The sequence below is a fragment of the Peribacillus asahii genome (assembly GCF_003570725.1).
Lineage (GTDB): Bacteria > Bacillota > Bacilli > Bacillales > DSM-1321 > Peribacillus > Peribacillus asahii.
The window spans coordinates 23,116-47,453 of record NZ_QWVS01000004.1 but is presented as its reverse complement, the minus strand read 5'-3'; the positions used below and the strand labels follow the sequence as shown (position 1 = coordinate 47,453).

Below are 24,338 nucleotides of genomic sequence, written 5' to 3'. Positions count from 1 at the left end.
AAAATAATACATTTATTTTCCCTCTACTCGATTAAAAATTTTTTAAGTTGAATATTTAATTTAAAGGAAGTACAATAAAACTTAATTTCCTATAATATAAAAAAATATTCTACCTTTAACTCCTAACTTCAAGAAGCCTTCCATTTATTTCTTCATTAAAGTGAGAGTGTATCATCCTTTCTAAAAGAGAAAAGCCGGTTCAGGTACAAGATTATGGTTTTTCTTTCTATCCATTAATCATTTCTTTTTTCAGTATGGGTGAAATATGTCTAATTAACTAAAGTGTGGTGTCAGAATGAATTTAACTATTTCTAATTTAGAAAACATGAAACTAAAAGATCTATATGAGCACGCACGTCAGTATAAAGTGTCTTATTACAGCAAGCTCTCGAAGAAGGAACTGATTTTTGCTATTTTGAAGGCTCAAGCTGAACAAGACGGGTTGCTGTTTATGGAGGGTGTATTAGAAATTATTCCTTCAGAGGGATTTGGCTTCTTACGTCCGATTAATTATTCTCCTAGTTCGGAAGATATTTATATTTCTGCGTCGCAAATTCGCAGATTTGATTTACGTAATGGGGATAAAGTATCGGGGAAAGTACGCCCACCGAAGGAAAACGAGCGTTATTATGGACTCTTGCACGTGGAGGCGGTTAATGGAGATAATCCGGAGTCCGCTAAAGAGCGTGTGCATTTCCCTGGTTTAACGCCGTTATATCCAAATCGTCAAATTAAATTGGAAACGACTCCTAGAAACTTATCAACAAGAATTATGGATGTGTTAGCCCCTGTTGGATTTGGTCAACGTGGTTTAATTGTTGCCCCTCCAAAAGCAGGGAAAACGATGCTCATTAAAGAAATTGCTAATTCCATTACAACGAATCATCCTGATGCGGAATTGATTGTTTTACTTATTGATGAGCGTCCGGAAGAGGTAACAGATATTGAACGTTCGGTAGCGGGCGATGTTGTAAGTTCAACGTTTGATGAAGTGCCTGAAAATCATATTAAAGTAGCTGAACTTGTGCTGGAACGTGCAATGCGTTTAGTGGAGCATAAACGCGATGTTATTATTTTAATGGATAGTATTACGCGTTTGGCTCGTGCCTATAACCTTGTCATTCCACCAAGTGGACGTACATTGTCCGGAGGGATTGATCCAGCGGCTTTCCATCGACCAAAGCGCTTCTTTGGTGCTGCGCGTAATATTGAAGAGGGCGGCAGTTTAACGATTTTAGCTACGGCATTAGTCGATACAGGTTCGCGTATGGATGATGTTATTTATGAAGAATTTAAAGGGACAGGTAACATGGAGCTTCATCTAGATCGTTCATTGGCAGAAAGACGTATTTTCCCAGCGATTGATATTAGACGTTCTGGAACAAGGAAGGAAGAGCTTCTGATTCCGAAAGAACATTTAGACAAGCTGTGGGCTATCCGTAAAACGATGTCTGATTCTCCTGATTTTGCCGAGAAGTTCCTGCGTCGCTTAAGACAAACGAAGAGCAATGAAGAATTTTTTAGCAAGTTAGATGAGGAAATGAAAAAGGGAGTTGCAAGTGCAAAACGCTCTTAGTCAGGAGTATTCATGAAACTACTTGCACAACGCCCTTGGACTTGTTATAATAGATTCATGTGTTTTTACAATAAATGTGTGGTTATTGCAATCACATCTTGGTTAATATAACTCTGTTTCGCAAGATTCAGGGCAGAAGGAGCTGAAAAGAATGAAAGCTGGAATCCATCCAAATTATAAAACTGCAAAAGTTATTTGCTCTTGTGGTAACACATTTGAAACAGGTTCAGTAAAAGAAGAGATCCGAGTTGAGACTTGTTCTGAATGTCATCCATTCTACACTGGACGTCAAAAATTCGCTGAAGCTGGCGGACGTGTTGACCGTTTCAACAAAAAATACGGCCTTAAATCATAAGGTGAAGTTAAAAAACAGGCAAGTGCATTATCTTGCCTGTTTTTTTATGGCTTTAAACGGATAAACGAAAAGGGATTTTTGTATTTGGCTTGGTAAAATGGATAGAAAGCAAGTCATTCGGTATGCTGTGAAGTAAGTGAGCAAGGAGGATTTTAATGGCACAATTATTTTTTAAATATGGGGCTATGAACAGCGGGAAGTCTATTGAAATTTTAAAAGTAGCGTACAATTATGAAGAACAAAATAAGCCGGTCTTAATGTTTACTTCTGGTATCGATACAAGGGATGAGGTAGGGCATGTTTCGAGTAGAATAGGACTAAAACGAAAAGCAATTCCTATTTTTGATGAAACGAATATTGTGAATATCGTCAAAGAGCATGCTGAAAAGCCGTATTGTGTATTAGTAGATGAGGTGCAGTTCTTAAAAAAAGAGCATGTTCTGCAATTAACAGAAATCGTCGATGAATTAGATATTCCTGTTATGGGATTTGGTCTTAAAAATGATTTCCAAAATGAATTATTTGAAGGAAGTCGCTATTTATTAATATACGCTGATAAAATTGAAGAAATGAAAACTATATGCTGGTTCTGCCATAGAAAAGCCATTATGAATTTAAGAGTAGATGAACAAGGGAAACCAATTTATGTAGGGGACCAAATACAAATTGGCGGAAATGATACCTATTATCCAGTTTGTAGGAAGTGCCATGCTCATCCACCGCTATAACTTTGAAAATGAGCGAGAAATAAAGAATATTCCATGATAAAGCTGATTTTTCCTGCGCTAAGAGAGATCAGCTTTTTATATATAGGAAGGATAAGTTCTTGATGTTCGTTTCGTTTTTTAGTATTGTTTGCAGTTCATTTGAATCTCTTTGACGTTCATTATTTGCATATACTATAATGAAAGAAGTGTGATTACAAAGTCGAGTTCTTGGTGTACGGCAGAGAACATAATGAGGTGAATAAGCGTGTTTGATCGATTACAAGCAGTAGAAGATAGATATGAACGATTAAATGAATTATTAAGTGATCCGGAAGTAATTAATGATTCGAAAAAACTTCGTGAATATTCGAAAGAGCAATCAGATATTCAAGAAACGGTTATGACATATAAAGAATATAAATCAGTAAAAGAACAAATTCAAGATGCGAAGGCGATGCTTGAAGAGAAGCTGGATGCAGATATGCGAGACATGGTAAAGGAAGAGCTTAGTGAGCTAGAAGAAGCAGAAGAACAGCTTCAAGGGAAATTGAAAATCTTGCTGATTCCGAAAGACCCAAATGATGATAAAAACGTTATTATGGAAATTCGAGGTGCGGCTGGTGGAGATGAGGCTGCTTTATTCGCTGGGAACTTATACCGCATGTACAGCCGTTATGCTGAAATGCAAGGCTGGAAAACAGAAGTCATTGAGGCGAATGCAACAGGTTTAGGCGGCTTTAAGGAAATTATCTTTATGATTAATGGTCAAGGGGCGTATTCGAAGCTGAAGTTTGAAAATGGCGCTCATCGAGTTCAACGTGTTCCTGAAACAGAGTCAGGCGGCCGCATTCATACGTCTACGGCAACAGTAGTCGTTTTACCTGAAACAGAAGAAGTAGAAATTGAAATTCATGATAAAGATATCCGTTTTGATACATATGCATCTTCTGGTGCAGGTGGTCAAAGTGTTAATACGACGATGTCAGCTGTTCGATTAACCCATATTCCTACAGGCGTCGTTGTTACGTGTCAAGATGAAAAATCGCAGCATAAAAACAGAGAGAAAGCGATGAAAGTGTTGCGTGCTCGTGTGTATGATAAGTTTCAAAGAGAAGCTCAAGCGGAATACGATCAAAATCGAAAGCTTGCGGTTGGTACCGGAGACCGTTCAGAACGTATTCGTACGTACAATTTCCCGCAAAATCGAGTAACTGACCATCGTATTGGTTTAACGATTCAAAAGTTAGATCAAATTATGGAAGGGAAACTAGATGAAGTAATTGACGCATTAATTTTAGAAGATCAATCTTCGAAATTGGAGCAAGCTAATGAGTAGTTCCGTGCGTAAAGTATACGAAGCCCTCAATTGGGCTTCTTCTTTTTTAAAGGAATACGGTCGTGATGCAAATGCTGGGGAGCTGTTATTGCAGCATGTTTTACAAATGAGTCGCTCGCAGCTATTTGCAAGCTTGCGTGATGAATTATCGGGTGATGCATTCACTGCTTTTGAAAAAGCTGTCAAACAACATGCAGAAGGAATGCCAATTCAATATATTATAGGAAGCGAAGAGTTTTATGGACGAACGTTTTTGGTTAATGAAGAGGTACTTATTCCAAGGCCGGAAACAGAAGAATTAGTCTATCATACACTGCGCAAAATTCAATCGATGTTCCCTAAAGATAAAGAAGTGCATGTAGTGGATGTAGGTACTGGCAGCGGAGCAATTGCCATTACCATGAAGCTTGAAGAACCGCGTCTACAAGTCACGGCGACGGATATCGCTAGTCCTTCCCTGCAAGTAGCGAGGCGGAATGCTCAAGCTTTAGAAGCGGATGTCCAATTCATTCAGGGAGATTTATTGAAGCCCTTTATAGAAGCAGGTCAACAATTTGATGTGTTATTGTCCAACCCGCCTTATATTCCGGATGCTGATAGGATGGAGATGTCTGAAGTGGTGACGGAGCATGAACCGCATCGTGCGCTATTTGCAGGTATGGATGGCCTCGATTTTTATCGACGGTTTATGGAAGAATTGCCATCTGTAATGAGTATTCCTGGATTAATTGGCTTTGAGGTTGGTGCGGGTCAAGGTGAACGTGTGGCCGAGCTTTTGCGCGGTGCGTTTAGCCAGGCTGAAGTATCGGTGGAATATGATATAAACGGAAAAGATCGTATGGTATTTGCGAGGCTGGTCTAGACTCTTTAGGCAGCCTTTTTATCCTGCGCTGTAAAACTCTGCTGACGTAAGTTTCACTTTATGGGAGAGTCTTTTTTGAAATAGGCTGTCTACACAGCCGGTCCATATGAGGAAGTTTTTCAAGCCCCTTTCCCATCTCACCATTTAGAAAATATATTAATTTACTAGTTTAAGATATGGAAAAATTGGTGAGACTGTGGGTACAAGGGGGCGAGAGGAATGAAGAAACGAAACTTAGCTATTATATATCTATTAATCTTAACAATAGGAACAATTATTAGTTTATATATACCGAAGCAGGAAACGGCACAAGCGGATACGATGGTTATTCCGGATGAGGCGATTCGTTTAAGAATACTAGCTAATAGTGATCGGGAAGCAGATCAGGCTGTTAAACGTTTAATTCGGGATGAAGTGAATAAAGATATTACAGAATGGGTGGCGGAATTAACGTCATTAGAGGAAGCAAGGAAAGTGATTACGTCACATTTAGATGATATTCAGGCAACGGCTGAGCGTGTAATGGCTGAGGAAGGATTGGATCAGTCGGTACAAGTAGATTTTGGTCAAGCAGAATTTCCGACAAAACTGTATGGTCAATATTTATATCCAGCAGGTGATTATGAGGCTGTCATTATTACATTAGGTGAAGGGGATGGAGCGAATTGGTGGTGTGTGTTATTTCCACCGATGTGTTTCCTTGATTTTTCAAATGGGACAGCAGTAAGTCAAACTCCATTTGAAGAGGAACAAGTACCTGCTGAATCTGTGTCTGTACAACCCATTGAGACAGAAAATAGTCAAGTGGAAGAAAATAAGACTGATGCTAATGTTGAAGAGCAGGAAGAACAACAGCAAATCGCGCCAAAGAAAGCTGCTGAAAGCCAACCTGTACACGATGAGGAAAAACCACAACAGGAAGAACCAGCACAAGAAGTGGTTACGGCTAATCAACCTGTATATGATGAGGAAGAAAGACAACAAGAAGAACCGGCACAAAAAATCGTTACCGCCAGTCAACCTGTATATAACGGAGAAGAAGAGCCGCAAATCGTAGAAAAATCTTTATTTGCAGAAATCTTTTCTAAAGTGTTTTAGGTAAGTTATACACAAATTTATCCACATTATGTACACAGCTATCAAAGTCACTGTGATATATTTATCCACAGTCTATACACAGTTTGTGGATAATATTTGTATTATAGGGTGTATTCTTCTATACTTTCTAAGTGTATGAGAGGATAATTGTTGATAATTTATGTCGATATTTGTTGTTTTAATAACAATTTGAAGTAAGATGAAATGTGAAGATGAAATGAAGGTGTTAGTTGTGGAAACAAAGCTTTGGATAGTGGATAAAAATGTGGATAATATACAGTCTTATCCACAGATAATAGAGGCTGCTCATTTATTAGCTAAAAATGAAGTAGTGGCCTTTCCAACAGAGACGGTATATGGATTAGGAGCAAATGCGAGAAGTGAAGAAGCTGTTAAAAAAGTGTTTGAGGCAAAAGGGCGCCCGAATGATAATCCGTTAATTGTCCACATTGCATCCCAATCTCAGCTTGAAGAGATTGTTATGGATATTCCGCCTATTGCGAAACAATTAATGGATGCATTTTGGCCGGGGCCTTTAACACTTATTTTGAAGCAAAAGCCTGGAACCCTAGCTGCAGCGGTTACAGCTGGACTAGATACAGTAGCTGTTCGTATGCCTGATCATGCTGTAGCTCGTCAGTTAATTGAGGCAAGTGGTCTTCCTATCGCTGCACCAAGTGCTAATACATCTGGAAAGCCTAGCCCTACTTTAGCGAAACATGTTCAAGATGATTTATATGGTCGTATAGCCGGTATTGTGGATGGTGGTCCTACGGGAGTAGGGGTGGAATCGACGGTATTAGATTGTACAGAAGATATTCCAATCATTCTTCGTCCGGGTGGTGTGACGAAAGAACAATTAGAAACGATTATTGGACCGGTAAAAGAAGACCGAGCATTCGTAAAAAAAGACGAGGCTCCAAAGGCACCAGGGATGAAATATACTCACTATGCCCCAAAGGCACCACTTATATTAGTAAAAGGTGAGAATGCTTTTATACAGCAATTGATTAATGAGAGACGAGCAGAGGGAATGAAAGTAGGTCTGCTTGCGGCTAGCGAGCATCAAGCGTTGTATGAAGCAGACTATATTGTAGCTCCAGGATCTTTAGCGGAGTTATCCACAGTTGCGAGCGGTCTATATGATGCACTGCGGCAATTTGATGATGTACATGTGGATATTATTTATAGTGAAGTGTTCCCGGAGGCAGGCATTGGTCAAGCGATTATGAATCGTTTGTGTAAAGCGGCGGGTCAACAAATGATTGAACAATAATCGAGTGTATTTTAAAGGGAAGCGCCCAGCTAATCATTAGCTGGGTGCTTCCCTTTTTTATGGTTTCATTTTGATTCTAACTTTTCTCCGATGTACATAGCTTGTATAAGTACAAGCATATTCGAGGAGGAATCGTATGCAGGCTGTTATGGGTGAACTGATTACATTAATCATTATGGCATTTGCTTTAGGGATGGATGCTTTTTCTATAGGATTAGGTATGGGAATGTTTAAATTACGTCTAAAACAAATATTCAAGATTGGGCTGACAGTTGGATTCTTTCATATCTGGATGCCCTTGTTAGGTATGATGTGCGGTCGGTTTTTATCGGAACAATTTGGTACATTTGCTGCTTATGCGGGAGGGATATTGCTTATTCTTCTTGGAATTCAGATGTTGTTTTCAGGTATAAAAGGCGGGGAAAGTGCTGCGCTTGCACCAGTCGGCAAAGGGTTGCTAGTATTTGCTTTAAGTGTGAGTTTAGATAGCTTTTCCGTTGGTTTAACACTTGGGATTTATGGAGCGAGGACTATTCTGGCACTTACATGCTTTGGTTTGGCGGCGATGATTTTAACATGGAGCGGGCTATTGATTGGAAGGAAGATTCAAGGTCTTTTAGGGTTATACAGTGAAATATTAGGTGGAAGTATTCTTTGTGCGTTCGGACTAAAATTGTTACTGTTTAATTAGATACTAATACAGTTGTAGTTGTGAAAAAGTTCATAAAAATTTAATAGTGCGTGAATTGTTTCTGCTCTTGATATGCGTTACGATTAGGGATGTGGGTAATTATCCCTATTAAACCGCGCTTTTGATGTAGTGTCCCGATTGCTGATGCAATAGTAGAGCGATATACATAACAAAACTTCGTAAGCTCTGAGATTTTGAAGTTTGTTGAATAAAGGGGGATGTCGGAAATGTGAAATTACTGTAAAAATTACAGAGAAAATCTAGTTTTTTACAGTAATGATATGTTACATTTTAATAATAAGTAGGCCAAAAGTATCAACAAGACTCATAGGGCTGTCATGTATAATTATAAAAATAAAGGAGGTTCGATAAAATGATTAAAATACTTTTCGTTTGTACAGGGAATACATGTAGAAGTCCTATGGCAGAAGCGATTTTGAAAGACAAGAATATTCCAGGAGTTCAGGTGAAATCAGCAGGTGTATATGCAGCTACGGGTCAAGAAGCCTCCGTATATGCCGAAAAAACATTACGTGAGCATAATATTATACATCATCATTCCTCTATGTCGTTGTCAGAAGAAGAATTGGAGTGGGCTACTCATATTCTTACGATGACAGAAGGACATAAATCCACCATTATTAATTCTTTCCCAAATACTTTGGATAAGGTTTTCACTTTAAAAGAGTACGTAAATGACGATATAAACAATACGGATGTTATGGATCCCTATGGTGGTTCGCAAGATGTATATCGAGAAACATTTAGGGAGCTTGAGTCCTTAATTACTAAACTAATTAAGAAATTAGGAGTGTAGGCACGTGTACAAGGGGGAAAAGCAATGGCAGAGAGAAAGCAATTTAAGTTCGGCTTACGAAAACAAATGGCCATTTTTATTACATTGGTAGCCTTAGTTACTTATACAACGTCAGGTTTGTTTATTTTTGTTCTACAACCATTATTTTTTCCAGAATGGAATTTAGTTGCTTTTATTATTATTACATTATCATTAGGAATTATTTGGTCGGGTATACTTGCCTTTTTTGCAGCAGGCGTGATTATTAATCCATTGCGCAAATTAGAGGCAGTAGCATTAGATGCAGCGAATGGAAATATTACAGAAGAAGTTGAATTAGCGAAGGCGGATGATGAAATTCGTTCTCTAGGTGTTGCTTTCAATCATATGTTGTTTAACTTAAGAGAAATGGTTCAAAGCATTGAGGAGAATTTTCAAGAAACGAATCGTAAAGTCATCCATATTTCAGAAGAAGCGAAGAAGGCTTCTCAGCAAGCGGAAACTATTGCAGCTACAATTGATGATATTTCAAAAGGTGCAGATACTTCAGCTGTATCTATTATGAGTACGGCTGAATCTATGGAAGATGTCACGATGATTGCACATCAAGTACAAAGTAAGGCGAAGGCATCCGTTGCTTCTTCAAGTGAAATGATGAATGAACTGCTGAAGAGTAAAGAAGTGATTGTTTCCCTCGTACAAGGAATTGAGAGTTTAGCTGAAGAAAATCGAGCATCCTTAAAGTCGGTCAAGCGTTTAGAGGAAAATGCAAATAAGATTGGCCAAATTATCGAGCTTGTTGGCGATATTGCAGCACAGACGAATTTGCTTGCTTTAAATGCCTCTATTGAAGCTGCTCGTGCTGGAGAGCATGGGAGAGGCTTTGCGGTTGTGGCGGAGGAAGTTCGTTTATTAGCCGACGAAAGTGCGAAAGCGGTTCAAGGTATCACGGGCTTTATTCAAAATATTCAGCACGAAGTTCAAGTTGTTGTTAGACAAATTACAGAGCAAGTGGCAGCGGCTAATGAAGGTGCGCAAAAAGGGGCCAAAACCGATGTGGTCATTGCTGATATGACGAAAAAGGTTCACGCTGTGGTAGCGGAAGTTCAAGATATTACTGAGCTTGTCGATCGTCAAATGGAGAGCATTGAGCATACGTCTCAGCAAACGGAGGAAGTAGCAGCTATTGCAGAAGAAACGTCAGCAGGAGCAGAGGAAGTAACGACAACTACACATGAACAAGCTTTAATTATGGAGAATGTAGATAGTTTGGCTTCGGATTTAAAAGATCAAGCAGAGAAATTGAAGCAAACTATTACTCGATTTCGGATTTAATAGTGGAGCAAGAAATCATGATAAGATTTCTTGCTTTTCTTTATCTTTTTATACTTTTGTGACACAATACATATATCAAATATCTAGGGGGATATAAGGATGAAAGTAGCAATTGCATCAGATCATGGAGGAATTAAAATCCGTGAAGAAATTAAACAATTAATGGATGAATTACAAATTCCATATGAAGATTTTGGCTGTGAATGTTCAACATCAGTGGACTATCCAGATTATGCACTACCGGTTGCTGAGAAGGTAGCTCAAGGAGAATTTGATCGTGGTATTCTTATTTGCGGCACAGGGATTGGAATGAGTATTGCTGCGAATAAAGTAAAGGGTGTTCGCTGTGCACTTGTGCATGATGTGTATAGTGCAAAACTAACACGTCAACATAATGATAGCAATGTATTAGCTATGGGAGAGCGTGTTGTTGGACCTGGATTAGCACGTGAAATTGCACAAGCTTGGCTGACAAATGAATTTGAAGGCGGACGCCACGCAAATCGTATCGGCAAAATTGCTGATTATGAAGGGAAATAATTAAGTAAGCATTTTTGAAAGGATGCGCTAGATGATGGATGAGGCTTCTTTTTCAACAGAATTGAACAAGTGGAGAGAGCAACTTCGTACGATTTTAACAGAGTTTCAAGACGCTGCTCATTTAAATGATAAGCATTTGTTTGTGATTGGATGCAGTACAAGTGAAGTCATCGGTAAGCGAATTGGTACGGAGGGAACACTTGCCGTAGCTGAAATGGTTTACGGTGAGTTGCAGGCCTTTCAACTGCAAACGGGGGTTGGGCTTGCGTTTCAATGTTGTGAACACTTAAACCGTGCGCTCGTTTTACCGCGTGAAATTGCTGAGCAACGGGGATATGAAGAAGTATCTGTCGTTCCTGTTCGTAAAGCGGGCGGCTCCATGGCTACGTATGCTTATCAGCAGTTAAATAATCCTGTTGTTGTGGAGCATATTACAGCTGAAGCAGGTATCGATATTGGGGATACATTTATTGGAATGCATGTGAAACATGTTGCTGTTCCAATTCGAACATCAATCAAAGAGGTTGGGCACGCTCATGTAACCCTCGCTAAAACGCGTCCGAAACTAATTGGCGGCGAAAGAGCAGTTTATACGAATGATGTTATGAATACCAGTTGTTAAATAAAGCTGATGCAAGGGGTTGTAGTGAACAATCGTTTGCATCAGCTTTTTCTGTTTTATTTTCTAAGCTTTGTTAAACACTATTATTAAACACGCGATTTTTGGCTCGTTTGTCTTTACATAAATGAGCAGAAGTCAACAACATCCCATTTTTATAATTCACGTTGTAAAATAACGGTATAAGGAAGGATTATAACGGTGGAAGATGGAAAAAGCGAACGATTTTTTCTTGTTTAATTTTAAATGTTCGCAAAAAGAGACTATCGTTTCCAAAAAAGACGTGTTAAAATGGAGTAGAATTTTCGAAATAATTAAGCACTAGGCTTTTTCATGCCTATTTTGAGGGCATGTTGTCCATAAGTAAAAAAGCGAAGATACCCGCAACAATAACTTAGGAGGCTTTACGTAATGAGTATTTTAGAAAAACAAGATGAACAAGTGTTTAAGGCGATTCAACTTGAATTAGGTCGTCAAAGAAGTAAAATCGAGCTAATCGCTTCTGAGAACTTCGTAAGCGAAGCGGTAATGGAAGCACAAGGATCTGTATTAACAAATAAATATGCAGAAGGCTATCCTGGTAAACGTTATTATGGTGGCTGTGAGTATGTTGATATCGTGGAAGATTTAGCTCGCGACCGTGCGAAACAAATCTTTGGAGCGGAGTATGTAAACGTACAACCTCACTCTGGAGCACAAGCGAATATGGCGGTTTACTTTACAGTTCTTAAACCGGGAGATACAGTTCTTGGAATGAACCTTTCTCATGGTGGTCACTTAACACACGGAAGCCACGTAAACTTCAGTGGTGTAAACTACAACTTTGTTGAGTATGGTGTAGATGAAAAAGACCACCGTATTGACTATAACGATGTATTAGAAAAAGCACGTGAGCATAAACCAAAATTAATCGTAGCTGGTGCGAGTGCTTACCCACGTCAAATCGACTTCAAGCGTTTCCGTGAAATCGCAGATGAAGTAGGTGCATACTTAATGGTTGATATGGCGCACATCGCAGGTCTTGTTGCTACAGGTTTACATCCAAGCCCAGTGCCGCATGCACATTTCGTAACAACAACAACACACAAAACACTTCGTGGACCACGTGGTGGAATGATTCTTTGTAAAGAAGAGTTTGGTAAACAAATTGATAAATCAGTCTTCCCTGGTATTCAAGGCGGTCCATTAATGCACGTTATCTCTGCGAAAGCTGTAGCATTTGGTGAAACACTTCAAGACGATTTTAAAGAGTACGGAAAACAAATTATTGCAAATGCAAAACGTCTTGGCGAAGGCTTGAAAAAAGAAGGCTTTACACTTGTTTCTGATGGAACAGATAACCATCTTCTTCTAGTAGATGTTCGTTCCGTTAACTTAACAGGTAAAGTAGCTGAGATTGTGTTGGATGAAGTAGGGGTTACAGTTAACAAAAATGCGATTCCATTTGATCCGGAAAAACCATTCGTTACAAGCGGAATTCGTATCGGTACAGCTGCGGTTACTTCTCGTGGCTTTGTAGAAGAAGATATGGACGAAATCGCGTCTATCATCGGTCTTGTATTGAAAAACCATGAAGATGAAGCGAAACTAGAAGAAGCAAGACAACGTGTAGCGGCTCTTTCTGGTAAATATCAATTATATCCATCACTTTAATCAAATAAGAGAGTGACGTAAAGGGACTAGCTTCCACAACATGACCATATCAACATGGTCTTGTAGAGGCTGGTCCTTTTTCTTTTTGAAAAATCAGACTTTTAAACCTTTATTGAAGATTGATAGGTTTTTCTGTACAATGAGTTGATGTGAATATTAGAAGTGAAAAACATACGTACACATTTTATCAATATTTAATATTTGCTTAGTAAAATGTTAATAATGGAGTAGTAACATAAATGAAGGAGAGATGCAAAATGGGAAAAGTATATGTATTTGATCACCCGTTAATCCAACATAAATTAGCTTACATACGCGATGTAAATACAGGAACAAAGGAATTTCGCGAACTTGTTGATGAAGTAGCTTCTTTAATGGCTTTTGAAATTACAAGAGATATGCCGTTAGAAGAGGTAGAAATTCAAACACCTGTTAGTAAAGCAAAAGTAAAAATGCTTTCAGGGAAAAAATTAGGCATTGTTCCGATTTTGCGTGCAGGTATTGGAATGGTTGACGGGATTATTAAGCTCATTCCAGCTGCAAAAGTAGGTCATGTTGGTTTATACCGTGATCCGCAAACATTAAAGCCGGTTGAATATTATGTGAAGATGCCAAGTGATTTAGAAGAAAGAGAATGCATCGTTGTAGACCCAATGCTTGCAACAGGCGGATCTGCGATTGAAGCTATTCATTCTATTAAAAAACGCGGTGCGGTCAATATTAAATTCATGTGCTTAATTGCAGCTCCAGAAGGCGTAGATGCACTTAAAGAAGCGCATCCAGATGTTGATATTTATATCGCAGGTCTTGATGAGAAATTAAATGACCATGGCTATATTGTACCGGGACTTGGCGATGCCGGAGATCGTTTGTTTGGTACAAAATAAGCTGAGCGAAGAAAGCGACTGTACATGTTAAACAGTTGTTATTTTGTTTGACTATATGAAAATTGGGGTGTTTGATGTGATAAAACCAATTAAGGTTATGACCATTTTTGGGACAAGGCCAGAGGCTATTAAAATGGCTCCGCTTGTTCTTGAATTTCAAAAGCACCCAGAATTTTTCACGCCAATTGTGGCGGTAACGGCTCAACATAGACAAATGCTCGATCAAGTGCTTGATTTATTTTCTATCCAGCCTGATTATGACTTAAATATTATGAAAGACCGTCAAACACTGGCGGATATTACAACAAAAGCACTGTCTGGCTTAGACCGTGTGATGAAAGAAGCTGAGCCGGATATTGTCCTTGTACATGGAGATACGACGACGACATTTGCGGCAAGCCTCGCTGCCTACTATAACCAAATTATTATTGGTCATGTTGAAGCTGGTTTACGAACGTGGAATAAATACTCTCCATATCCCGAAGAGATGAATCGCCAGTTAACGGGTACGCTGGCTGACCTTCATTTCGCTCCAACGCTCCAAGCTGAACAAAATTTAGTTCAAGAACATAAAACGAACCATATTTTTGTTACAGGCAATACCGCAACCGATGCGTTAAAAACAACCGTTCAAGCTGCCTATTCTCATCCAGTTTTATCGGCACTTGGAGAGGATCGTCTCGTTTTATTAACGGCCCATCGTCGTGAGAACTTAGGGGAGCCGATGCGAAATATTTTTCGTGCAGTAAAGCGGATTGTGATGGAGCAAGAAGATGTTCAAGTCGTATACCCGGTTCATCTGAATCCAGCTGTTCGGGAATTGGCAGAGGAGATACTAGGCAATGATCCGCGCATTCATTTAATTGAACCATTAGATGTGTTAGATTTTCATAACTTTGCAGCAAGAGCGTATTTGATTTTGACAGACTCGGGCGGTATACAAGAGGAAGCTCCTTCACTTGGGGTACCGGTGCTTGTTTTGCGAGATACGACAGAGCGTCCAGAGGGGATTGCGGCTGGTACGTTACGCTTAGCTGGAACGGATGAGGAAACGGTTTATAAACTAACGCGTGAATTGCTGACGAATCCTTCTGAGCATGACAAGATGTCAAAAGCTTCGAATCCATATGGAGATGGACATGCTTCAGAGAGGATAGCAAAAGCCATTCGTTATTACTTTAAACAAATTGATACGCCGCCAAATCGATTTGAACCTGAGAAAGAGGTTGTCTAGCTTTAGACAGCTTCTTTTTTATGTGTATTATTTGGAAGTATTTTAATGAAATCCCGCCAAATGGCTGGGTAATCCCGCTAATTATAAAGAAAATCCCGCCAACTTTCTACGTATACTCTCTCTTTGTTGTGAAATTATAACCCTAAAGGGGGGAGGCGACTGCATGTGAAAAAGCTGATTTGTTTAATAAGCTTCTTGTTAGTTTTAGGAAATGGTAGTGGATTTGCGGCGATTCATGTACCGCCATTACCAAAGGTTTCAGAATTAACACATACAACAGCGGTTGTGATTCTTAAGGACCCAATGAAGAAAGAGCAAATTGAGCAGGTGTTAAAAAAATATCCCAAACTAAAGCTAAGGACTATATATAAACATGCGATTACAGGCTTTTCTGTATCTGGGAAAAAGCGTGATGTGGCCAAATTACAACAAGAATCGTTTATTCAAGCAGTAACGGAAATAGCAGTTTATCATGCTGCGTTAGATGAGAGTGTCCCTTTTATCGGAGGCGATCAAGTAAGAGGGATATATGATTCAAGGAAACAACGAATAACAGGAAAAGGAATTAAAGTGGGGGTTATTGATACAGGGATTGATTATACGCATCCAGACTTAAAGCATGCTTATAAAGGGGGAAAAGATCTTGTCGACCATGATAATGACCCAATGGAAACGAAGGGGAACGCGGAGTTAGCGACGATTCATGGAACACATGTTGCTGGAATTATTGCAGCGAACGGAAAGGTGAAAGGGGTTGCCCCTGAAGCTGAAATTTATGCCTATCGTGCTTTAGGACCAGGAGGAGCGGGGGATACAGAGCAAGTGTTGTTAGCGATTGATGCCGCTATTGAAGATGGGGTCGACGTATTAAATTTGTCACTTGGTAATGAAGTGAATGGTCCAGATTTACCAATATCTTTGGCTCTGAATAAAGCCGTAGGGCAAGGTATTGTTGCGGTTACTTCAAACGGCAATTCAGGTCCAGCCGTTTGGACAGTCGGTTCTCCGGGAACATCAGAAAAAGCGATATCTGTTGGAGCCTCTACACCACCGATGAACGTTCCATACCTTATATACGGGCTCGGAGTGGAAAAACGTGAAGTAAGTCTGCTGCCTGTACAAGGGGCGAAAGAGTGGTCTATCGCTTCTTCAGAAAACATAGTAGACGGCGGACTTGGTGAACGAAAAGAACTAAAAGGCGTTCAAGGGAAAATTGTTCTTATTCAAAGAGGAAAATTAAGTTTTTTGGATAAGGTAAAAAATGCGAAAAAAGCAGGAGCTAAAGCTGTTGTTATTTTTAATAATACAAAAGGATCTTTTACAGCTGGATTAGGGAAAAATGTCAACCTTCCTGCCGCAACGATTCCCAAAAAGGATGGAGAGCGTATCAAAAGGATGATTGCTAATAAAGAAGGCCGGACCGTCCGTTTTGTTTATCGAAAGGAACAAGATAGACTAGCTGATTTTAGCTCAAGGGGGCCAGTGACCGTAAGTTGGGATATTAAACCTGATATCCTCGCTCCGGGTGTCGGGATTTATAGTACGATTCCTAATGGATATACGAAACTTGCTGGAACAAGTATGTCAGCTCCCCATGTTGCTGGAGCTTGTGCTCTATTACTGCAAGCTCACCCTAATTGGACACCAGACCAAATTAAATCAGCCTTGATGACAACAGCCAAGCCTTTAAAGAATAAGAGTCAAGACTGGTATCATACGTTTGAACAAGGGGCAGGCCGCTTGCAGATTGCGGAAGCTCTTAAGGCAGATACTTTGTTGTATCCAAGTTCTCTTTCGTTTGGGATGTATACACGAAAAGAAGGAATTGACGAACATCAAGAAGAAATTGTGGTAGAAAATACAGGGCCGACAGAGCAGCATTACTCATTTCGTATGCCATTAAAAGAACCAGGTATTACTTGGAATATGCCAACGATCTTTACCGTTCAGCCAGGTGAAAAGAAAAAACTGATAATCGGATTACAAATAAACCCATCTGAAATGAAGAAAGGGGTCTATGACGGATATCTTACTTTAATGGAAGGAACTAGAGAAATTAACTTGCCATTTTTGTATGTAAAAGAAGAACCAGATTACCCTAGAATTATGGGATTTGAATTTGGCCAAGGAGATAAAATAGGTACGTATCGCTATGAAATGTATTTACCTCGCGGAGCAGATGAATTTGGCATTGCCCTGTATGATGTAGATAGCTTAGCCTTTGTTGGGTTTTTGGACTGGAAAAAAACAGTCTCACCAGGACTTATTAAACGAGAAGTGAAAGGAAAGAAACTACCTCCATCTGGGATATATAAAGCCATTATTTTTGCTAAAAAAGGTACAAGAGAAGATCGGATTGAAACGATGATACACATCGATTGAAAAAGTTGTCAAGTCAAAATTCGACAAAAGATGTGAACAATTCGTTAAAACTTACGAATCTGTGACAAATTTCACTAACCACTCATTGACATTGATTCTAGCCTATTGTATGCTAACTAAGGATATGAAATGAGAGGGTTTTCAAGTGCGAAAAATGTCGTTTGAGTGCCACTTTCTTCCTTGATTTATCCATCACCAAATTCAACCACGAGGATGCGATTATGAGTCAGAACAAGCGCCACCCATTTAAGGCCATGGCATTGATTTCAGTGATTCTTTCACAATTAGTCGGTCCAATCTTGATAGGCATTTTCTTGGGGAAATGGCTTGATAGCACATTTAATACCGAACCGCTGCTTTTAGTGGTAGGCCTTCTAATAGGACTTGCTACCGGCATTATTGCAATGCTCAGCACAGTTCGACAATATTTCTAGGGAGATTATATGACAACATGCCAGAATTAGATGCTATGTTCATTAGGCAACGAAAGTACATTTTGTATTTATTGAGTATTTACATACTAGGAGCAGCCTTTACTCCGTATGATACAGTTTTCCAAGGACTTATGCTTGGAACAATGTGCAGCCTAATTAATTTCTGGTCAATGGTCAAAAAAAACAGAAAATTCACTGAGGCAGCAGCAGCAGGCAGAAAGATGAAGTCCCTTGGCAGTGTAACAAGAATGTCAGTAGGAGCCCTAGCTGCGGTGATCGCTTTACAGTATCCTGACAAGTTTCAAATAGCAAGTGTGGTTATGGGATTAATGACATCCTATTTTGTCATTATGATAGATTATTTTATACAAATTTTACGTCGCTAGTAAAGAAGAGAGGTGAATACTGTTGAATCATGAAGCTCCTTTGTGGGAACTTATGGATACCGGGATATATTTCAATTTGGCCAACGTCCTTATGATTACTGTCGCAAGTCTTATAGTCTTTATTATCGCTGTAGCGGCAACTCGTCAACTTGCGATGAAGCCAACGGGAATCCAAAACTTTATTGAGTGGGTTATGGATTTTGTTAAAAATATCATCAACAGCAATATGGATTGGCGTACAGGTGGTCGTTTCCTTATGTTAGGGATGACATTAATCATGTACATCTTCGTATCCAACATGTTGGGATTACCGTTCGCGGTTGTAGTCGGGCATGAATTATGGTGGAAATCACCTACAGCCGATCCAGCGATTACGTTAACATTAGCCGTAATGGTAATGGGATTAACTCATTATTATGGTATTAAAATGCGAGGCGGAAAAGCTTACGCGAAAACTTATGTTCAGCCAATGGGGTTCTTATTCCCGCTGAAAATAATTGAAGAGTTCTCTAACACGTTAACGTTAGGTCTGCGTCTTTACGGGAACATCTATGCGGGTGAGTTGCTTTTAAGCTTACTTGTAGGATTAGGAACAAGTAGTGTTTTTGGTGCACTTGGTGCTGTTATACCAATGTTAGCTTGGCAAGGATTCAGTGTCTTTGTTGGTTCCATTCAAGCGTTTATCTTCACTATGTTAACGATGGTTTATCTTTCTCATAAAGTAAGTGACGACCATTAATTATAAACTTTGTTCAATATTTGAACATTCTATTTAAAAACTAATAAACATTTTCAAGGAGGAAATTTATCATGACAGGTTCTTTAGGTCTTATCGCTGCTGCAATCGCAGTTGGTTTAGGTGCATTAGGTGCTGGTATTGGTAACGGTCTTATCGTTGGTCGTACAATCGAAGGGATGGCTCGTCAGCCAGAAGCTCGTGGTATGCTTCAAACTACAATGTTCGTTGGGGTTGCGTTAGTTGAGGCCCTTCCAATCATCGCGGTAGTTATCGCATTCATCGTTATGGGTCAATAGGATAATTTTAAGAAGTTTAATAATGGCGAAGAGCATTCCAGGAGAACCTTCGCCATTGCTTTATGTTAACTTGAAACTTTTCTAGAATGGTATTGTGAAATAGAAACTTAAAGCTTCAATAGTGAATCTCATGAAGGGAGTGAATCGAGCGTGTTAACAAGCAATTTTGTACTTGGTGCAGCAGCAGCGCACTTTAATGGTGGAGATATCATTTATCAGCTTGTCGTGTTTATTGTTTTGTTAGCTTTGCTTAAAAAGTTTGCGTGGGGTCCTTTAATGGGCATCATGAAAGAACGTGAACAACATGTTGCTAGTGAAATCGAAGCAGCAGAGGCAAGCAGAAAAGAAGCGCTTCAATATTTAGAAGAGCAACGTGAAATCGTGAAACAATCACGCACGGAAGCAGCTCAACTAATCGAAAACGCGAAGAAACAAGGCGAGGCACAACGCGAAGATATTATCAATCAAGCTCGTGCAGAAGCTGAGCGTGTGAAAGAATCAGCAAAACGTGAAATCGTACAAGAGAAGGAAAAAGCAGTTGCGGCATTACGTGAGCAAGTGGCATCCTTATCTGTTATGATTGCGTCGAAAGTGATTGAAAAAGAACTTTCAGTAGCGGATCAAGAGAAATTAATTAATGAATACATTCAAGAGGTAGGAGAAGAGCGATGAGCGATTTAGCAGTAGCCAAACGTTATGCTGTAGCTCTTTTCCAAATTGCGAAAGAGCAAAATCTTCTTGACCAAATTGAAGAAGAGCTTCGCACCGTTAAAGAAGTATTCTCAAATGATACGGACTTGTTAGGCTTTTTAGCGCATCCAAAATTAACAAGTGATGCAAAAAGAGACATTATCTCTAGTGCTTTTTCTAGTCTGTCAACATATGTTCAAAACACATTAAAGCTAATGGTTGAGCGTCATCGTTCTGATATGATTGCGCCAATGGCGGATGAGTTTGTTGAATTAGCAAATGAAGAAAAATCAGTAGCGGATGCAACTGTATATACAGTGCGCCCACTAACTGAAGCAGAAACAGAAGCGGTTTCTACTTCATTCGCAAAGAAAATCGGTAAGAAAACTTTACGTATTACGAACATTACAGATAGCAATCTGTTAGGCGGAATCAAGTTGCAAATTGGCAACCGTATTTATGACGGTTCAGTGAGCGGAAAGCTTGATCGTTTAAGCAAACAACTATTAGGTTAGTATTCACAAGATAGGGGTGAAATTCATGAGCATCAAAGCTGAAGAAATCAGTGCACTGATTAAAAAACAGATTGAAAATTATCAATCTGAAATTAAAGTGAGCGATGTTGGTACGGTAATCTCTGTTGGTGACGGTATCGCACGTGTTCACGGTTTAGATAATGCGATGGCGGGAGAGCTTCTTGAATTTTCAAATGGTACAATGGGTCTAGCACAAAACCTTGAAGAAAATAACGTAGGTATCGTTATTCTTGGACCATTCAGAGACATTCAAGAGGGCAGCGAAGTACGTCGTACAGGTAAAATCATGGAAGTACCAGTTGGTGAAGAATTAATTGGTCGTGTTGTAAACCCACTTGGACAACCATTAGATGGTCTTGGCCCAGTTAATACAACAAAAACTCGTCCAATCGAGAGCCTTGCAACAGGTGTTATGGATCGTAAATCTGTTCATGAGCCACTACAAACTGGAATTAAAGCGATCGATGCTCTTGTACCAATCGGACGCGGACAACGTGAGTTAATCATCGGGGACCGTCAAACAGGTAAAACATCTGTCGCAATCGATACAATCCTTAACCAAGCAGACCAAGATATGATCTGTATCTATGTTGCTATTGGTCAAAAAGAATCAACAGTTCGTGGAACAGTTGAAACTTTACGTAAAAATGGTGCATTAGATTACACAATCGTTGTATCTGCATCTGCATCACAACCATCTCCAATGTTATACTTAGCTCCTTATGCTGGTGTATCAATGGCTGAGGAATTCATGTTCAACGGTAAACACGTGTTAATCGTATATGATGATCTTTCTAAACAAGCATCTGCATACCGTGAACTTTCCCTGCTACTTCGTCGTCCTCCAGGTCGTGAAGCATTCCCAGGGGATGTATTCTACTTGCACTCACGCCTACTTGAGCGTGCTGCGAAATTGAACGATACATTAGGTGCTGGTTCAATTACAGCTCTTCCATTTGTTGAAACACAAGCAGGCGATATCTCTGCTTACATTCCAACAAACGTAATCTCCATCACAGATGGACAAATCTTCTTACAATCTGATTTGTTCTTCTCAGGTGTACGTCCTGCGATTAACGCTGGTCTTTCTGTATCACGTGTTGGTGGTTCAGCTCAAATTAAAGCAATGAAAAAAGTTGCTGGTACATTACGTCTTGACTTGGCTGCTTTCCGTGAGTTGGAAGCGTTCGCTCAATTCGGTTCAGATCTTGATAAAGCGACAAAAGCGAAACTAGATCGCGGTGTTCGTACAGTTGAGGTTCTGAAACAAGACTTGAACAAGCCAATTAAAGTAGAGAAGCAAGTTATGATTCTTTTCGCTTTAACAAAAGGTCACTTAGATGATATTCCAGTAGCAGATATTCGTCGCTTTGAAGAAGAGTACTATGTATTCTTAGATAAAAATCATCCTGAATTATTAGATCATATTCGCACGACAAAAGGTCTTCCTGAAGATGCTGATATCGTAGCTGCGATTAACGAATTCAAAAAATCATTCGTAATCTCTGAATAATGAACTTTAAATAATTGAAAAGGGTGGTGAGAATCAATGGCCTCTTTACGCGATATAAAGACTCGAATTAATTCGACTAAAAAGACAAGTCAAATTACGAAAGCGATGCAAATGGTATCTGCCTCGAAAATGAACCGTGCTGAAGCAAATGCAAAAGCATTTGTGCCATACATGGAGAAAATTCAAGAAGTAGTAGCTAGTATCGCAAGCGGTAGTAATAATGCGTCGCACCCAATGTTAGTATCCCGTCCTGTAAAGAAAACTGGTTACCTTGTTATTACATCGGACCGTGGATTGGCAGGGGCATACAACAGTAGTGTGCTGCGTCATGTTTATAAAACCATTCAAGAACGTCATACATCGAGTAATGAGTATGTCATTATCGCAATTGGAAGAATGGGTCGCGATTTCTTCGTCAACCGTGGTATCAATGTAGAGCTTGAAGTAACGGGAGTACCAGATCAGCCAAGTTTTGCTGATATCAACTCTTTAACGAAATCAACAGTGAATTTATACTTAAATGAACTGTGTGATGAGCTATACATGTATTACAACCATTATGTCAGCCCAATCCAACAAGATGTAACGGAGAAGAAAGTTCTTCCGTTATCTGACATTAATTCTTCCGGCGGCAAATTGACTTCTTATGAGTTTGAACCGGATGAGGAAGCAATTCTTAAAGTCTTACTACCTCAATACGCGGAAAGCTTAATTTATGGTGCGTTGTTAGATGGTAAAGCAAGTGAGCACTCTGCACGTATGACAGCTATGAAAAATGCAACCGACAATGCGAAAGAGTTAATCTCAGCATTAGACTTGCAATATAACCGTGCACGTCAAGCAGCAATTACTCAAGAAATTACAGAAATTGTTGGCGGAGCCGCTGCTTTAGAATAGAACATTTTAGAATGGACGGGCAGCTTCCGACGATTTGCTGCTCGCTCCCTAATCTTGAATAGTCGTCACAGTAATGATAGGAGGGAAAACGATGAATTTAGGACGCGTTACCCAAGTTATGGGTCCAGTTGTTGACGTTAAATTTGAAGATGGTCAACTTCCTAAGATCTATAACGCTTTAAGAATCGAAAAAACAGCGTCTGGCGGTGAAGGTTTAACTCTTGAAGTAGCCCTTCAACTAGGCGATAACACTGTTCGTACAGTCGCAATGGCTTCTACTGACGGCTTAACTCGCGGTCAAGAAGTTGTAGATACAGGAGCTCCAATCTCTGTACCTGTAGGTGAAGTGACTCTAGGACGTGTATTCAACGTACTTGGAGAAAACATTGACCTTGCAGAAGCAATCCCTGCTGATGCTCGTCGTGATCCAATTCACAGACAAGCTCCAGCATTTGATAACTTAACAACACAAGTTGAAATTCTTGAAACAGGTATTAAAGTAGTAGACCTTCTTGCTCCATATATCAAAGGTGGTAAAATCGGTCTATTCGGTGGTGCCGGTGTAGGTAAAACCGTATTAATCCAAGAATTAATCAACAACATTGCACAAGAGCACGGCGGTATTTCTGTATTCGCCGGCGTTGGTGAGCGTACTCGTGAAGGAAATGACCTTTTCCACGAGATGAGCGATTCTGGCGTTATCAGCAAAACAGCGATGGTATTCGGTCAAATGAATGAGCCGCCTGGAGCACGTATGCGTGTTGCCTTATCTGGTTTAACAATGGCTGAATATTTCCGTGATGAACAAGGACAAGACGTTCTTTTCTTCATCGATAACATCTTCCGTTTCACACAAGCAGGTTCTGAGGTTTCCGCCCTTTTAGGTCGTATGCCTTCTGCGGTAGGTTACCAACCAACACTTGCTACTGAAATGGGTCAATTACAAGAACGTATTACATCTACTAATGTTGGTTCTGTTACATCAATCCAAGCGATTTATGTACCAGCCGATGACTATACGGATCCAGCTCCAGCGACTACTTTCGCTCACTTGGATGCGACAACAAACCTTGAACGTAAATTATCTGAGATGGGTATCTACCCTGCGGTTGATCCATTAGCATCTTCTTCTCGCGCTCTTAGCCCTGAAGTTGTAGGTGCTGAGCACTATGAAGTTGCTCGTAAAGTTCAATCTACTTTACAAAAATATAGAGAGCTTCAAGATATCATTGCGATCTTAGGTATGGATGAATTAAGCGAGGAAGACAAACTAACAGTTGCTCGTGCTCGTAAAGTTCAATTCTTCCTATCGCAAAACTTCCACGTAGCTGAGCAGTTCACTGGTCAAAAAGGTTCTTATGTACCTGTTAAAGAAACAGTTAAAGGATTCAAAGAAATCCTTGAAGGTAAATATGATGACCTTCCAGAAGATGCTTTCCGCTTAGTAGGAAGAATCGAAGAAGTTGTTGAACAAGCTAAAAAAATGGCTTAATTAAAGGG

The 24,338-nt window shown here is 39.7% G+C and carries 25 protein-coding genes; all 25 read left to right on the top strand.

Annotated features, from left to right (window positions below):
• Nucleotides 1-295: 295 nt before the first annotated feature.
• The 25 genes from rho to atpD all read left to right on the top strand — a co-directional run bounded on the left by rho (nt 296) and on the right by atpD (nt 24,330).
• On the top strand, nt 296-1,576 hold the full coding sequence (gene rho / locus D1953_RS03610; RefSeq protein WP_119115803.1) for a transcription termination factor Rho: 1,281 nt from the start codon (nt 296-298) through the stop codon (nt 1,574-1,576).
• A 151-nt stretch (nt 1,577-1,727) separates the two neighbouring features.
• Nucleotides 1,728-1,931, top strand: coding sequence for a 50S ribosomal protein L31 (rpmE, locus tag D1953_RS03605; protein WP_119115802.1), 204 nt, complete (start codon nt 1,728-1,730; stop codon nt 1,929-1,931).
• A 155-nt stretch (nt 1,932-2,086) separates the two neighbouring features.
• A complete protein-coding gene (locus D1953_RS03600) occupies nt 2,087-2,659 on the top strand; it encodes a thymidine kinase (protein ID WP_119115801.1) in 573 nt (190 codons plus the stop codon).
• 244 nt (nt 2,660-2,903) lie between these two features.
• The gene (prfA, locus tag D1953_RS03595; protein ID WP_119115800.1) at nt 2,904-3,974 is read left to right on the top strand and encodes a peptide chain release factor 1; all 1,071 of its coding nucleotides are present in this window, start codon (nt 2,904-2,906) and stop codon (nt 3,972-3,974) included.
• Nucleotides 3,967-4,836, top strand: a complete 870-nt coding sequence (gene prmC / locus D1953_RS03590; protein ID WP_119115799.1) for a peptide chain release factor N(5)-glutamine methyltransferase — start codon at nt 3,967-3,969, stop codon at nt 4,834-4,836. Before prfA ends, prmC begins: the two co-directional genes overlap by 8 nt.
• Nucleotides 4,837-5,055: 219 nt before the next feature.
• Entirely contained in the window at nt 5,056-5,934 is an 879-nt protein-coding gene (gene spoIIR, locus D1953_RS03585; RefSeq protein WP_119115798.1) for a stage II sporulation protein R, read from the top strand.
• 232 nt (nt 5,935-6,166) lie between these two features.
• On the top strand, nt 6,167-7,210 hold the full coding sequence (locus tag D1953_RS03580) for an L-threonylcarbamoyladenylate synthase (RefSeq protein WP_119115806.1): 1,044 nt from the start codon (nt 6,167-6,169) through the stop codon (nt 7,208-7,210).
• A 136-nt stretch (nt 7,211-7,346) separates the two neighbouring features.
• Nucleotides 7,347-7,901 carry a manganese efflux pump MntP gene (locus tag D1953_RS03575; protein ID WP_119115797.1) on the top strand — a complete coding sequence of 185 codons (555 nt, stop codon included), beginning with the start codon at nt 7,347-7,349 and terminating at the stop codon, nt 7,899-7,901.
• A 373-nt stretch (nt 7,902-8,274) separates the two neighbouring features.
• Complete coding sequence (locus D1953_RS03570) at nt 8,275-8,718, top strand: low molecular weight protein arginine phosphatase (RefSeq protein WP_119115796.1); 444 nt, start codon at nt 8,275-8,277, stop codon at nt 8,716-8,718.
• A gap of 24 nt (nt 8,719-8,742) precedes the next feature.
• Complete coding sequence (locus tag D1953_RS03565) at nt 8,743-10,032, top strand: methyl-accepting chemotaxis protein (protein ID WP_119115795.1); 1,290 nt, start codon at nt 8,743-8,745, stop codon at nt 10,030-10,032.
• 99 nt (nt 10,033-10,131) lie between these two features.
• Nucleotides 10,132-10,572: a ribose 5-phosphate isomerase B gene (rpiB, locus tag D1953_RS03560; RefSeq protein ID WP_119115794.1), complete on the top strand. Its 441-nt coding sequence runs from the start codon at nt 10,132-10,134 to the stop codon at nt 10,570-10,572.
• Between the two features lie 34 nt (nt 10,573-10,606).
• Complete coding sequence (locus D1953_RS03555; RefSeq protein ID WP_119115805.1) at nt 10,607-11,194, top strand: TIGR01440 family protein; 588 nt, start codon at nt 10,607-10,609, stop codon at nt 11,192-11,194.
• 408 nt (nt 11,195-11,602) lie between these two features.
• Entirely contained in the window at nt 11,603-12,844 is a 1,242-nt protein-coding gene (gene glyA / locus D1953_RS03550) for a serine hydroxymethyltransferase (protein WP_119115793.1), read from the top strand.
• Nucleotides 12,845-13,101: 257 nt separating this feature from the next.
• Nucleotides 13,102-13,731 carry a uracil phosphoribosyltransferase gene (gene upp, locus D1953_RS03545; protein ID WP_119115792.1) on the top strand — a complete coding sequence of 210 codons (630 nt, stop codon included), beginning with the start codon at nt 13,102-13,104 and terminating at the stop codon, nt 13,729-13,731.
• Nucleotides 13,732-13,828: 97 nt separating this feature from the next.
• A complete protein-coding gene (gene wecB, locus D1953_RS03540; RefSeq protein ID WP_245979887.1) occupies nt 13,829-14,965 on the top strand; it encodes a non-hydrolyzing UDP-N-acetylglucosamine 2-epimerase in 1,137 nt (378 codons plus the stop codon).
• 165 nt (nt 14,966-15,130) lie between these two features.
• A complete protein-coding gene (locus D1953_RS03535) occupies nt 15,131-17,347 on the top strand; it encodes a S8 family serine peptidase (RefSeq protein ID WP_119115790.1) in 2,217 nt (738 codons plus the stop codon).
• A 221-nt stretch (nt 17,348-17,568) separates the two neighbouring features.
• Complete coding sequence (locus D1953_RS03530; RefSeq protein ID WP_119115789.1) at nt 17,569-17,781, top strand: AtpZ/AtpI family protein; 213 nt, start codon at nt 17,569-17,571, stop codon at nt 17,779-17,781.
• Nucleotides 17,782-17,798: 17 nt separating this feature from the next.
• On the top strand, nt 17,799-18,167 hold the full coding sequence (locus tag D1953_RS03525) for an ATP synthase subunit I (RefSeq protein ID WP_119115788.1): 369 nt from the start codon (nt 17,799-17,801) through the stop codon (nt 18,165-18,167).
• A gap of 22 nt (nt 18,168-18,189) precedes the next feature.
• Complete coding sequence (atpB, locus tag D1953_RS03520; protein WP_119115787.1) at nt 18,190-18,906, top strand: F0F1 ATP synthase subunit A; 717 nt, start codon at nt 18,190-18,192, stop codon at nt 18,904-18,906.
• Between the two features lie 71 nt (nt 18,907-18,977).
• On the top strand, nt 18,978-19,202 hold the full coding sequence (gene atpE, locus D1953_RS03515) for a F0F1 ATP synthase subunit C (protein WP_119115786.1): 225 nt from the start codon (nt 18,978-18,980) through the stop codon (nt 19,200-19,202).
• 150 nt (nt 19,203-19,352) lie between these two features.
• Nucleotides 19,353-19,874, top strand: a complete 522-nt coding sequence (gene atpF / locus D1953_RS03510) for a F0F1 ATP synthase subunit B (RefSeq protein WP_119115785.1) — start codon at nt 19,353-19,355, stop codon at nt 19,872-19,874.
• Nucleotides 19,871-20,407, top strand: a complete 537-nt coding sequence (locus D1953_RS03505; RefSeq protein WP_119115784.1) for a F0F1 ATP synthase subunit delta — start codon at nt 19,871-19,873, stop codon at nt 20,405-20,407. The genes atpF and D1953_RS03505 overlap by 4 nt, the downstream gene beginning before the upstream one ends.
• A gap of 25 nt (nt 20,408-20,432) precedes the next feature.
• Complete coding sequence (gene atpA, locus D1953_RS03500) at nt 20,433-21,941, top strand: F0F1 ATP synthase subunit alpha (RefSeq protein ID WP_119115783.1); 1,509 nt, start codon at nt 20,433-20,435, stop codon at nt 21,939-21,941.
• A gap of 36 nt (nt 21,942-21,977) precedes the next feature.
• The gene (locus tag D1953_RS03495; RefSeq protein ID WP_119115782.1) at nt 21,978-22,838 is read left to right on the top strand and encodes a F0F1 ATP synthase subunit gamma; all 861 of its coding nucleotides are present in this window, start codon (nt 21,978-21,980) and stop codon (nt 22,836-22,838) included.
• A gap of 91 nt (nt 22,839-22,929) precedes the next feature.
• Nucleotides 22,930-24,330 carry a F0F1 ATP synthase subunit beta gene (gene atpD / locus D1953_RS03490; protein WP_119115781.1) on the top strand — a complete coding sequence of 467 codons (1,401 nt, stop codon included), beginning with the start codon at nt 22,930-22,932 and terminating at the stop codon, nt 24,328-24,330.
• The last annotated feature ends 8 nt before the right edge of the window (nt 24,331-24,338 follow it).

Excerpts from the sequence above, each read along its gene's own strand:
- rho (WP_119115803.1), top strand. The coding sequence starts at position 296 with ATGAATTTAACTATTTCTAATTTAGAAAACATGAAACTAAAAGATCTA.
- rpmE (WP_119115802.1), top strand. The coding sequence starts at position 1,728 with ATGAAAGCTGGAATCCATCCAAATTATAAAACTGCAAAAGTTATTTGC.
- D1953_RS03600 (WP_119115801.1), top strand. The coding sequence starts at position 2,087 with ATGGCACAATTATTTTTTAAATATGGGGCTATGAACAGCGGGAAGTCT.
- prmC (WP_119115799.1), top strand. The coding sequence starts at position 3,967 with ATGAGTAGTTCCGTGCGTAAAGTATACGAAGCCCTCAATTGGGCTTCT.
- spoIIR (WP_119115798.1), top strand. The coding sequence starts at position 5,056 with ATGAAGAAACGAAACTTAGCTATTATATATCTATTAATCTTAACAATA.
- D1953_RS03575 (WP_119115797.1), top strand. The coding sequence starts at position 7,347 with ATGCAGGCTGTTATGGGTGAACTGATTACATTAATCATTATGGCATTT.
- D1953_RS03570 (WP_119115796.1), top strand. The coding sequence starts at position 8,275 with ATGATTAAAATACTTTTCGTTTGTACAGGGAATACATGTAGAAGTCCT.
- D1953_RS03565 (WP_119115795.1), top strand. The coding sequence starts at position 8,743 with ATGGCAGAGAGAAAGCAATTTAAGTTCGGCTTACGAAAACAAATGGCC.
- rpiB (WP_119115794.1), top strand. The coding sequence starts at position 10,132 with ATGAAAGTAGCAATTGCATCAGATCATGGAGGAATTAAAATCCGTGAA.
- D1953_RS03555 (WP_119115805.1), top strand. The coding sequence starts at position 10,607 with ATGGATGAGGCTTCTTTTTCAACAGAATTGAACAAGTGGAGAGAGCAA.
- glyA (WP_119115793.1), top strand. The coding sequence starts at position 11,603 with ATGAGTATTTTAGAAAAACAAGATGAACAAGTGTTTAAGGCGATTCAA.
- upp (WP_119115792.1), top strand. The coding sequence starts at position 13,102 with ATGGGAAAAGTATATGTATTTGATCACCCGTTAATCCAACATAAATTA.
- wecB (WP_245979887.1), top strand. The coding sequence starts at position 13,829 with ATGACCATTTTTGGGACAAGGCCAGAGGCTATTAAAATGGCTCCGCTT.
- D1953_RS03530 (WP_119115789.1), top strand. The coding sequence starts at position 17,569 with ATGAGTCAGAACAAGCGCCACCCATTTAAGGCCATGGCATTGATTTCA.
- D1953_RS03525 (WP_119115788.1), top strand. The coding sequence starts at position 17,799 with ATGCCAGAATTAGATGCTATGTTCATTAGGCAACGAAAGTACATTTTG.
- atpE (WP_119115786.1), top strand. The coding sequence starts at position 18,978 with ATGACAGGTTCTTTAGGTCTTATCGCTGCTGCAATCGCAGTTGGTTTA.
- D1953_RS03505 (WP_119115784.1), top strand. The coding sequence starts at position 19,871 with ATGAGCGATTTAGCAGTAGCCAAACGTTATGCTGTAGCTCTTTTCCAA.
- atpA (WP_119115783.1), top strand. The coding sequence starts at position 20,433 with ATGAGCATCAAAGCTGAAGAAATCAGTGCACTGATTAAAAAACAGATT.
- D1953_RS03495 (WP_119115782.1), top strand. The coding sequence starts at position 21,978 with ATGGCCTCTTTACGCGATATAAAGACTCGAATTAATTCGACTAAAAAG.
- atpD (WP_119115781.1), top strand. The coding sequence starts at position 22,930 with ATGAATTTAGGACGCGTTACCCAAGTTATGGGTCCAGTTGTTGACGTT.